Genomic DNA, 11,467 nt, shown 5'->3' with positions numbered 1-11,467 from the left:
CGATTCAGATATATCAGACGAAACATTTTCGCCCGGAGCAATGCGGCGCATTTTCGTTTTGATTCGACCGATCGGTTTATTTACGGCCCCGCTATTGCGACGGCCGAATATCCGTCGGCTCGTTTGCCTGCATTGGCGGCGCGATTCGCCGCGCGCAGCGAGCGCGCGCCCGCCCCCGCCGCCGGCATGCCTTAAGCGATCAGGCTTGCGCGAATGCCAGCAACTCGTCGTTCAGCCTGGCCGCATGCGTCAGGTAGAGCGCGTGCGGGCCGCCTTCGTAGACGCTCAGCGTCGCATGCGGGACGCGTTTCGCCGTGGCGGCGCCCGTCAGCGCGAGCGGCGCCGTCTGGTCGTCGTCGCCGTGAATCACGAGCGTCGGTACGTCGAAGCGTTGCAGGTCGGCACGGAAATCGGTCTCGGAAAACGCGCGGACGCAATCGAGCGTGCCCTTCATCCCGCCCTGCAGCGCCATGAACGACGTCCAGTCGAGCGCCGCGCGCGAAACCGTCGAGCCGTCGCGGTTCGATCCGGTAAACAGCGGCCAGAAGGCGTCGAAAAATGCCGCGCGATCGGCCACGATGCCGGCGCGAATGCCGTCGAACACCGCGACGTCCACGCCGTCCGGATGATCGTCGCGCCGCGTCACGAGCGGCGTCACCGAGCCGATCAGCACCGCCTTCGCGATGCGACGCGTCCCGTGCCGGCCGATGTAGCGCGCCACCTCGCCGCCGCCCATCGAAAAGCCGACGAGCGTCGCGTCGTGCAGGTCGAGCGTCTCGAGCAGCGTCGCGAGATCGTCGGCCAGCGTGTCGTAGTCGTATCCGCTCCAGGGTTGACCGGATCGCCCGAAGCCACGCCGGTCGTACGCGATGCAGCGCAGGCCGTGCGACGCGAGATGATGCATCTGCACGTCCCACATGTCGGCATTCAGCGGCCAGCCGTGAATGAACACGACCGGGCGGCCGCTGCCCCAGTCCTTGTAGTGGATCGATACGCCGTCGCGGGTGGTGAACGTGCTCATGAGGGTTCCTTTCGAGTCGGGAAGCCGCGTGCGCGGACGCGGCCGAAGCGTGTGGCGCCGCACGTCATGCGCGGGACTGCCGGGCGACGAATTGCTCGAGCGCCGCCGCGAGAATCATTTCGCGGCAGTTCGCGGGGCGTTTCTCGCCGCGCCACTGAGGTTTGTAGATCGCGTCGCCGGCCCGGATCGGCTGCCCGGTGAGCGCGCAACGGCCGAGCCCGCGGCCGCGCGCCTTCGCGCTGATCCAGCGTTGCTCGTCGTAGCGGCAGCGCGTCGGGTCGCTCCACGACACCAGCATCGACGAATCGGTCTGCCGCTCGACCGCGACGATCGCGCAGCGGCGCCGGACGTCGCCGCTCGACGGTGTCGGCGCGTCGTCCCGATGCAGGCGACGCGAGCCGTCGGCCGCCCGCTCGCGCGGCATCGGCATCATCCGGACGCTCGCGGCGGGCGACGGCCTGAGCGACGTGATCATGTGCTCCCAACGATTGAAGGCGTCCATGGCGGCATATCCAGGCAGGTGACGGGCGGCGCGGGCCGGGCGGCGCCGTTCGCATGGTGCGCGACGTGTGCCGATGACCCGATGCTGACGATAATCGCCGTTCGCTGAAGAGTCCCGGTCGCGCGCTTAATTTTTCTGCAGCGCGACGAAATCCGCTCGCGGCGCCGCGGCGTTCAAGAAAATTCAGCCGGATTTCAGTACGCCGCGCCCCGCGCCGGGATACGCTCCCGACGGCATTCGTTCGTCCGCGCGCACCCCTCGCCGCGCGGCGGCGCATGCCGAACGGCTGCCGGGCGGGATGGCCGCGGCCGGCCGCCACCGATCCACCATCCCGTGCGGCCTCGCCGCCGCATACCTCAGGAGTCCAGATGCATTCCGAACAGACCGATGCCGTCGCGTCGGCCCGCCGCCGCGACATGCTGCTCGCCGGCGCGACGGCCGTCGCCGCAGCCGCCCTGCCCGCGATGGCGGCCGCGGCCGGCACGCCTTCCCGCAGCACCTCTTCAGCCCACCCAGGAGCGCACACGATGAACACGATCACCACCAAGGACGGCACGCAGATCTACTTCAAGGACTGGGGCAGCGGCCGACCGGTCGTGTTCTCGCACGGCTGGCCGCTGTGCGCGGACGCGTGGGATGCGCAGATGCTGTTCCTCGTGCAGCACGGCTATCGCGTGATCGCGCACGACCGTCGCGGCCACGGCCGGTCGAGCCAGCCGTCGCACGGCAACGACATGAACACGTACGCGGACGATCTCGCCGCGCTGCTCGACGCGCTCGACGTGCGCGACGCGACCCTCGTCGGCCACTCCACCGGCGGCGGCGAAGTCGCGCGCTACATCGGCCGCCATGGCACGAAACGCGTGTCGAAGGCCGTGCTGATCGGCGCGGTGCCGCCGCAGATGGTGAAGTCGCCGACCAATCCGGGCGGCTTGCCGATGGACGTATTCGACGGCATCCGCAAGAACGTCGCGGAGAACCGTTCGCAGTTCTACAAGGATCTCGCCGTGCCGTTCTTCGGCTTCAATCGCCCGAACGCGAAGCCGTCGCAGGGCACGATCGACGCCTTCTGGTCGCAGGGGATGATGGGCGGCATTCACGGTCAGTACCTGTGCGTGAAGGAATTCTCCGAAGTCGACTACACCGACGACCTGAAGAAGATCGACGTGCCGACGCTCGTGCTGCACGGCGACGACGACCAGATCGTGCCGATCGACGATTCGGCCCGGCTGTCGTCGAAGATCGTGAAGCATGCGGTGCTGAAGGTGATCGAGGGCGGCTCGCACGGGATGTGCGTCGTGAACGCCGATCGCATCAACGCCGAACTGCTCGCGTTCCTGCAGGCGTAAGCGCGCCGCCTGCCGCGGCGGCGCGCATGCCGCCGCGGCGGACCCGCCGTTCAGGACTTTTCAGATTATTTCAGCCGCTCGATACGGCGCTTACGGCGCCCGCACCGGGCGCAGCAGGATGCCGAGCAGCGCGCCGGCGAGCGCGAACGCCATCGCCACGCGGTAGTTGTCGGCCAGCGCGAGCGTGGTCGCCTGCACGCGCACCGCGCGATCGACGAGCGCATAGGCCGCCTGGTTGCCCGTCGCGAACGTGGCGCCATGCGCGACCAGCGACGCCGCGCCCGCCCTCAGCCGTTCGAGCGTTTCTGGATCCGACAGCGACACATGCAGACCGACGAGATTCGAATGGGTAGCTTCCCTGATACGCTGAATCACCGCGATCGACGTCGTGCCGAGTTGCCCGCTCAGCAGGCGCGTCGTCTGCACGACCGCGCCGAACGTCAACGCATGCTCGGCCGTCACGTGCTTGCCGAAGAAGAATACGACCGACGTGAGCGCCATCGTCTGACCGAGCGCCTGCAGCAGCTGCGACGGGATGAAGTCGGGCTCGGCCCAGACCGGCGTGAGCCGCGCGCCGAGCGCGAACGCGATCGCCACCATCGCGAAGCCGGCGACGATCAGCCGGCGCGGGTCGACACGCTGCAGCAGCAACGCGACGCACGGCGCGAACAGCAGTTGCGGCATCGCGATCCAGCGCAGCGTATCGCCGATCTGCAACGGCCGAAGGCCGTACGTGCTGGCGAGAAACAGCGACGGGATGAAGCTCGTGTTGAGCACGGTGAAGCGCACGAGGCCGACGAGCACGATCAGCAGCGCGACGTTGGGCCGCGCGAGGTAGCCGAGATCGAGGCCCGCGCGCGGCGACGCGAGTTCGTGGATCAGGAACGCGGCGATCATCAGGATGCCGGCGGCCAGCAACGCGACGATCAGCGGCGACTGCAGCCAGAACAGCCGCTCGCCCTGGTCGAGCGCGATGCACAGGCACGCGAACCCGCCCGCGCCGAGCAGCATCCCGCGCGCGTCGATGCCGGACGCGAAGCGCTTGACCGGCTCGTCGGCGAGCGACAGCATCAGGCACGCGATGAACGGCACGGTCAGCACCGCGTTCTGCCAGAACAGCCAGCGCCAGCTCAGGTGTTCGCTGTACCAGCCTTCGAGCGTCGCCGACAGGTTCAGCGACATCTCCAGATTCATCGCATACGCGGCGATGCCGAACGGAATCAGCCGCGGCGGCAGCGTGCGCACGACGAAGCCGACCGTCAACGGCACGAACACGCCGGAGGCGAGCCCCGCGATCGCCTGGCACACGATGAACGCGCCGAATTGCGTGCAGAGCGGCAGCACGCTTTCCGCGCCGAGAAACACCACGGCGCCCGCCACCAACACGCGGCGCGTGCCGAACATGAAGGCCGCCGCGATCGCGAGCGGCCCGACGAACATCTGCGACGCGGTAAACGCGGTGTTGATCCACGCGCCTTCGTCGACACCGACGCCGAGCGCGCCGCGCACGTCGGCCAGCCCGAGCGACGTGATGCGCGACGTCAGCGTCGCGACGATCGCGCCGAGCAGCACGGCCGCGATCGCGGCGATCGACCGAAACGTCGGGATGTCGGAGGCCGGGCCTGCGGCCGGCGCCGGCACGGCACTGCCGGTGGCGAACGTCGTGTTCATCGTCGAGCGGCTCCCGCCTGTCAAGCTGGCGCAAGCATAACGCGGTGCATCGAATCCTGCCCGTACGATGGAGTTTGCCGATCATGACCCCACCCACCCCCGCGCCGTCGCCCGCCGTGCCCGTGCGTTCCCGCAAGCCGGCCATCGTCGCGATCGCCGCGATCGCGCTGCTGCTCGTCGCGCTGCTCGTGTACGCGTTCGACGCACGCGATCGCGGTACCGACGATGCCTACGTGACCGGCCACCTGCACGTGATCTCGCCGCGCGTCGCGGGCACGGTCGAGCGCGTGCTCGTCGACGACAACCAGTTCGTGCACGCGGGCGACGCACTCGTGCAGATCGACCGGCGCGACTTCGACGTGCGCGTCGCGGCGCAGCGCGCACGCGTCGCGCAGGCGCATGCCGACGCGAGCCGCGCCCGCGCGCTGATCGAACAGGCGGACGCGGCGCTCGTGTCGGCGCACGCCGATGCCGAAAAGGCCGAACTCGATTACGCGCGTGCACGCGAACTGACCCGCGAGACGCCGCGCGGCCTGTCGAAGCAGGAGTTCGATGCGGCCGATGCCGCCCGCAAGTCCGCCCGCGCACGCGTCGCGGCGGCCGACGCGCAACGGCGCAGCGCGATCGCCGCCGCCCGGGCCGCCGACGCCGCGTCGAGCCAGAACGATGCCGAATTGCACGACGCGCTGCTGCAACTCGGCTACACGGCGGTCGTCGCGCCGTCGGACGGCTACGTCGGCAAGAAGACCGTCGAGACCGGCGAACATGTCGCGCCCGGCCAGGCGCTGCTCACGCTGGTCGAGCCGCATCCGTGGATCGTCGCCAATTTCCGCGAGACGCAACTGCGGCACGTGCGCGCCGGCGACGTCGTTCAATTGCGCTTCGATGCGCTGCCGCAGCGCGCGTTCACCGGCCGCATCGACAGCCTGTCGCCCGCGACGGGCGCGCAGTTCGCGCTGCTGCCGCCCGACAACGCGACCGGCAATTTCACGAAGGTCACGCAGCGCGTCCCCGTGAAGATCCTGCTCGACGGCCCGGCCGCGACGGAGCCTCGCATCCGCCCCGGGCTGTCGGTCGTCGTCACGCTGCAAGCCGGCGGCGCAGCGCGATGAAGCGCGCCTTCGCCGTGCTCGCCGCGAGCCTGCTGGCCGCATGCTCGATCGCGCCGCAGCCGCTCGCGCCCGTCCCGGTCGGATCCGACCGGTTCCGTCATGCCGATCCGTCGACCGATGCGCGTACGCCGTCGCTCACGGCATGGCCGGCCTGGTTCGGCGACCTGCAGCTCGGCCGCCTCGTCGACGCCGCGCTCGCGCACAACCTCGATCTGCGCGCGGCGGCCGCGCGGGTCGACCAGGCGCAAGCGCTGCTCGGCGTGCGCGATGCCGCGCTGGCGCCGACCGTGCGCGTCGATCCGTCGTTCAGCCGCACGCGCGTCTCCGGCACGGTCGACAACGCGCTGCCGAAGCGCACGATGCACAACTGGTCGGTTCCGGTGGCCGCGAGCTATGAAGTCGATCTATGGGGGCGCTTGCGCGGCGACGCCGACGTCGGCGAACAGAACGTGCTGCAGGCGGCGGCCGACCGCGACGCGATGCGTCTGCGGATCGCAACCGACGTGGCCGTCGATTACCTGACGCTGCGCTACGTCGACGACGATCTCGTGACCCTCACGCGCGCGATCGGGCTGCGGCGTACCGCGCTCGACGTGATCGCCGCACGCGTGCGGGCCGGCGCGGCGAGCGATCTCGACGGGCTGCGCGCGTCGGCCGATCTCGATACCGCGCAGGCCGATCTCGCGGAGAGCCGCCGGCTGCGCGAGAACCTCGTCGACGCGATCGCGGTGCTGACCGGCGTGTCGCCGACCGCGTTCGACGTCGACACGGGCGCCGTGCCCGTGCAGGTGCCGGATGTGCCGGCCGGGCTGCCGTCCGCGCTGCTCGCGCAACGCCCGGACGTATTCGCGGCGGCACGGCGCGCCGACGCCGCATCGCTCGAACTGGGCATCGCGCGCACCGCCTGGCTGCCGACGCTGACGCTGACCGCCGACGGCGGTTTCGCCACCCGCGACCTGCGGTCGTTTCTCGACCGCAACAGCTCGCTGTGGGGTCTCGGCGCGAACGTCGCGCTGACGCTGTTCGACGGCGGCAAGCGCGACGCCGCGGTGGCCGCCGCACGGGCCGGCACCGAGATCGCCGACGCAAACTATCGCGCGACCGCGATCGGCGCATTGCGCGACGTGCAGGATGCGCTCAACGACATCGCCGCGCAAAAGGAGCGGATCGCGCGCTACGACCACGCGGCGCACGCGACCGACGCCGCGGCGCGGCTGTCGCTGAGCCGTTACGCGCACGGTTACGTCAGCTACCTGGAAGTGATCGACGCCGATCGCGATGCGCTGAACGCGCGGCGCCAGCTGATTCACAGCCGGCAGGCGCTGGCCGTCGCGACGGTGAGCCTCGTGCGTGCGCTGGGCGGCGGGTGGACGCCGCCGGCGCCCCCCGGCCGAACCGGGCCGGTCGAGGGCCGGACACCTTTCAGAACGTTTCAGCGTCGCTTCAGGCAATGATCGCGGCCTCTGCGTAGACTGCGTTCATGAGCTGCCGCGCAGGACGGCGCTTGCGCCCGTTATCGACCTGGAGTGACAACATGATCCCCGTCGCCAATCACCGCCGCGCGGCAAGACGGTCGCGGCCGCATCGGACGGCCGCGCACGCCCGGCCCGCATCGTCCGGTGTTGCCGCGCATCGCATCGCTTGCGGCGCACCGCGTCGCCTGGAGCGCACATGAAGCACAAACGACTCTGGTTCGGCGCGGCCGGCATCGCGATCGTGGGCGTCGCGGTCGCGATCGGCATCATGGTGCGGCCGTCGATCGCGCCGATCGATCCGCCCGCCCCTGCTTCGTTCGATCCGCAGTTGGTACGTGCCGGCGCGCGCGTCGTCGCGCTCGGCGACTGCGTCGTGTGCCACACCGCGAAGGACGGCAAGCCGTTCGCGGGCGGGCTGCCGCTCGCGACGCCGTTCGGCACGATCTACGCGACCAACATCACACCGGACGCCGAAACGGGGATCGGCCGCTGGTCGCGCGACGCATTCGCCCGCGCGCTGCGCACCGGCATCGGACGCAACGGCCAGCCGCTTTACCCGGCGTTTCCGTACATTCATTTCACGCGGATGTCGGACGACGACATCGCCGCCGCGTACGCGTACCTGATGACGCGCGAGCCGGTACACGCGACGGCGCCCGCCAACGACCTGATATTCCCGCTGAACTTCCGGCCGCTGGTCGCGTTCTGGAACGTGCTGTTCCTGCGCGAAGGCGCGCATCGACCGGACCCCGCACAGTCCGAGCAATGGAACCGCGGCCGGATGCTCGTCGACGGGCTCGGCCACTGCGCGTCGTGCCATTCGCCGCTGAACGCGATCGGTGGCGAGCAGCGCGGCCGCGCGTTCGACGGCGGCATCGTCGACGGCTGGGAAGCGCCGCCGCTCAATACGCTGGGCCATGCGGCCCGCCCGTGGACGCAGGCGCAGCTCGTCGCCTACCTGCGCACCGGCCGCGCGAGCGAGCACGGTGCGGCGGCCGGGCCGATGCTGCCCGTCACGCGCGACCTCGCGACGGTGCCGGTGGAGGACGTCGAGGCGATCGCCGCGTACATCCTGTCGATCCAGAAGCCAGCGGGCGCGCGTGCCGCCGCGGCCGCGAATCCGGTCGAGCGCGCCGCGACGACGCCGGCCGCGCAGCGCGGCGCGACGCTGTTCCAGGCGTCGTGCGCGCAGTGCCACGGGCCGGCCGCGCCGATGCAGTCGATCGGCGAGCGGCCGACGCTCGCGTTCAGTACGGCGGTCAACGCCGATACGCCGCGCAACGCGATCCAGATGATGTTCAACGGCATCGGCTGGCACGGCGCGGACACGCTGAACTACATGCCGTCGTTCATCGACCAGTACGACGACGCGCAGATCGCCGATCTCGCCGCATACGTGCGCGAGACCTATACCGATCGTCCCGCCTGGTCGGGCGTCGACGCGCTGGCCGCGAAGCTCAGAAAAGAGGACACCGCACGATGATCACCCTCACCGTCAACGGCGTGCGGCACACGCTGGACATCGATCCATCCACGCCGCTGCTGTACGCGCTGCGCAACGACCTGCACCTGCACGGCGCGAAGTTCGGCTGCGGCCTCGGACAATGCGGTGCCTGCACCGTGATCGTCGACGGCAAGCCGACCTTCTCGTGCCTGATGCCGGTGGCCGCGCTCGGTGCGCGCAGCGTGCGCACCATCGAGAGCCTCGGCACCGCCGAGCATCCCGGCCCGCTGCAACGCGCGTTCATCGAGCACCAGGCCGCGCAGTGCGGTTACTGCATCGCCGGGATGATCATGCGCGCGCAGGCGCTGCTCGAACGCAATCCGAAGCCGAGCGAGCAGGAACTGCGCACGCACATGGAACCGAACCTGTGCCGCTGCGGCACGCACATGCGGATTCTCGCGGCGGTGCGCTCGGTCGCGGGGCTGCCGGCTCCCGAGCCCGCCTCCGCTCCCGTCACGATCAGCAAGGGGCTGTGATGAATTCCCACGACGACATCGACGAAGGCCGCCGGCACTTCATCGTCTCCGGGGCGCTGTTCGTCGCGTTCAGTCTCGCGCCTGCCTCGCGTGCGGCCGCGCAACTGGTGATCGCCGACGAAGGCGCGGCCGTGCATGTGGCGAAAGCCACCCAGACGCTCGCCGGCAGCCTGAAGACCAATCCGCTGCTCGACGCGTGGATCAAGATCGCGCCCGACGGCAAGGTCACCGTGTTCACCGGCAAGGTCGAGCTCGGCACCGGCGTGCGCACCGCGCTGCTGCAGGTGGCCGCCGAGGAACTCGACATGAAGCCGTCGCTGATCACGTTCCTGACCGCCGACACCGGCGCGTCGCCCGACGAAGGCTTGACCGCCGGCAGCCATACGATGGCGGACAGCGGCTCCGCGCTGCTGAACGCGGCCGCGCAGGTGCGCGCGCTGCTGGTGGAAGGCGCGGCGAAACGCTTCGGCGTCGATCCGCGCACGCTGACGACCGCCGACGCGGTGATCAAGGCGCCGGACGGCCGCACGATGACCTACGGCGACGCGATCCGCACCGTCGACCTGCACCGCAATGCCGCGCCCACGTCGCCGCTGAAGAACCCGGCGACGTTCGCCGTGATCGGCACGTCGCTGCCGCGCGTCGACATCCCGAACAAGGTCACGGGCGGCGTCAGCTACGTGCAGGACATGCAGTTGCCCGGCATGCTGCACGCGCGCGTCGTGATGCCGCCGGTGTACGACGCGAAGCTGCTGTCGTTCGACGAAGCCGCGATCCTGAAGCTGCCGGGCGTCGTGCGGATCGTGCGCAACGGCAGCATGCTCGCGGTGGTCGCGCAGGGCGAATGGCAGGCGGTGGTCGCGCAGCGCGCGCTCGCCGCCGGCTGCCAGTGGTCGCCGGGCCGCAAGCTGCCCGAGCGCGGCACCGTGCACGCGGATCTGAAGCGGATCGCGACGCAGCGCATCGAGATCGCGAACACGCACGCGGCCGCCGCGCCGTCCGTGAAGACGCTGAACGCGACGTTCCTGAAGAACTACCTGCTGCACGGGTCGATCGGGCCGTCGTGTTCGGTCGCGCATCTCGAGAACGGGACGATGACGGTCTGGACCCACTCGCAGGGCGTCTACCCGCTGCGCGACGCGCTCGCGGAGATGCTGTCGATGCCGAAGGCGAGCATCCGCTGCATTCACACCGAAGGGTCGGGCTGTTACGGACACAACGGGGCGGACGACGCGGCCGCGCATGCCGCGCTGATCGCCGCCGCGATGCCCGGCAAACCGATCCGCGTGCAATGGATGCGCGAACAGGAACACACGTGGGATCACTTCACGCCGGCGATGGTGACCGAGGTCAGCGCATCGCTCGACGCGAGCGGCCGCATCGTCGACTGGAACTACGCGCTGTGGAGCAGCTCGCACAACGAGCGGATCGTCAACGCCGGCCGGCTGCTGCCCGCGCGCATGCTGGAGCCGCCGTTCGTGCCCGCGCCGTCCACGCCGATGCTGCAGCCCGAGGGCGGCGCCGACCGCAACGCGATTCCGCTGTATGCGCTGCCGAACCAGCACATCGTCAACCACTTCTCGCCGACGATGCCGCTGCAGACGTCCGCGATGCGCTCGCTCGGCGCGCACACGAACATCTGGGCGATCGAAAGCTTCATGGACGAACTCGCGCACGCGGCCGGCGTCGATCCGGTCGAATTCCGGCTGCGTCACATGGCAGACCATCGCGCGAGCCAGGTGATCCGGCTCGCCGCGAAGCACTTCGGCTGGCCGAGACCGCCGCGCGCACGCAACCGCGGCGTCGGCTTCGCGTTCGGCAAGTACAAGAACCTGATGGCCTACGTCGCGATCGCGGTCGAGGTATCGGTCGTGCCGGAAACCGGCCAGGTGACGCTCGAACACGCGGAAGCCGCCGTCGACGCGGGCCAGATCGTGTCGCCGGACGGGATCCGCAACCAGATCGAGGGCGGCATCGTGCAGGCCGCGAGCTGGACGCTGTACGAGGCACTGCAGTACGACACCGAGCGGATCCGCAGCTTCGACTGGAGCAGCTACCCGATCCTGCGCTTTTCGGCCGTGCCGCGGAACGTGACGGTCCATCTGATCGATCGCCCCGGCGCGCCGTTTCTCGGGGCAGCCGAGGCGTCGATGGGGCCGACCGCCGGCGCGCTCGCCAACGCGATCTTCGACGCGACCGGCCAGCGCATGCGCGAAATGCCGTTCGCCGGCGACGCACTGAGAAAGCGCATCGACGCATAGCGGCCTGGCCGCACCCGCTACGCGCGACGCGATACCCGATACCCGACCAGACGGGCGCCGGCACGCACCGGCGCCGCATGCCGACAGGCTGGAGAA

At 70.1% G+C, this 11,467-nt stretch carries 9 protein-coding genes; 6 read left to right on the top strand and 3 right to left on the bottom strand.

The annotated features are described in order from the left end of the window. Positions 1 to 199: 199 nt before the first annotated feature. Together WT53_RS29655 and WT53_RS29650 are read right to left on the bottom strand one after the other, a co-directional pair. Entirely contained in the window at positions 200 to 1,021 is an 822-nt protein-coding gene (locus WT53_RS29655; protein WP_034209342.1) for an alpha/beta fold hydrolase, read from the bottom strand. Between the two features lie 64 nt (positions 1,022 to 1,085). Beyond that, entirely contained in the window at positions 1,086 to 1,523 is a 438-nt protein-coding gene (locus WT53_RS29650) for a DUF3331 domain-containing protein (protein ID WP_034209343.1), read from the bottom strand. Positions 1,524 to 1,891: 368 nt separating this feature from the next. On the opposite strand from WT53_RS29650, the gene WT53_RS29645 reads away from it, so the two are divergent. Continuing rightward, positions 1,892 to 2,872 (top strand): alpha/beta fold hydrolase, encoded by a 981-nt coding sequence (locus WT53_RS29645; protein ID WP_034209344.1) that lies wholly within the window; start codon positions 1,892 to 1,894, stop codon positions 2,870 to 2,872. A 90-nt stretch (positions 2,873 to 2,962) separates the two neighbouring features. On the opposite strand, the gene WT53_RS29640 is transcribed toward WT53_RS29645, so the two are convergent. After that, entirely contained in the window at positions 2,963 to 4,543 is a 1,581-nt protein-coding gene (locus WT53_RS29640; RefSeq protein WP_034209345.1) for an MFS transporter, read from the bottom strand. A gap of 83 nt (positions 4,544 to 4,626) precedes the next feature. Here WT53_RS29640 and WT53_RS29635 point away from each other — a divergent pair, with 83 nt between their 5' ends. The 5 genes from WT53_RS29635 to WT53_RS29615 all read left to right on the top strand — a co-directional run bounded on the left by WT53_RS29635 (position 4,627) and on the right by WT53_RS29615 (position 11,371). Then, positions 4,627 to 5,655: an HlyD family secretion protein gene (locus WT53_RS29635; RefSeq protein WP_034209346.1), complete on the top strand. Its 1,029-nt coding sequence runs from the start codon at positions 4,627 to 4,629 to the stop codon at positions 5,653 to 5,655. Continuing rightward, positions 5,652 to 7,109, top strand: coding sequence for an efflux transporter outer membrane subunit (locus WT53_RS29630; RefSeq protein ID WP_052100425.1), 1,458 nt, complete (start codon positions 5,652 to 5,654; stop codon positions 7,107 to 7,109). Before WT53_RS29635 ends, WT53_RS29630 begins: the two co-directional genes overlap by 4 nt. A gap of 217 nt (positions 7,110 to 7,326) precedes the next feature. Continuing rightward, entirely contained in the window at positions 7,327 to 8,613 is a 1,287-nt protein-coding gene (locus WT53_RS29625; RefSeq protein ID WP_034209347.1) for a cytochrome c, read from the top strand. Beyond that, positions 8,610 to 9,110, top strand: a complete 501-nt coding sequence (locus WT53_RS29620) for a (2Fe-2S)-binding protein (RefSeq protein ID WP_034209348.1) — start codon at positions 8,610 to 8,612, stop codon at positions 9,108 to 9,110. Before WT53_RS29625 ends, WT53_RS29620 begins: the two co-directional genes overlap by 4 nt. After that, positions 9,110 to 11,371 carry a molybdopterin cofactor-binding domain-containing protein gene (locus WT53_RS29615; RefSeq protein ID WP_034209349.1) on the top strand — a complete coding sequence of 754 codons (2,262 nt, stop codon included), beginning with the start codon at positions 9,110 to 9,112 and terminating at the stop codon, positions 11,369 to 11,371. Before WT53_RS29620 ends, WT53_RS29615 begins: the two co-directional genes overlap by 1 nt. The last annotated feature ends 96 nt before the right edge of the window (positions 11,372 to 11,467 follow it).

It is taken from the genome of Burkholderia sp. MSMB2157WGS (assembly GCF_001532755.1).
Lineage (GTDB): Bacteria > Pseudomonadota > Gammaproteobacteria > Burkholderiales > Burkholderiaceae > Burkholderia.
This window is presented reverse-complemented; position numbering and strand designations above follow the sequence as displayed.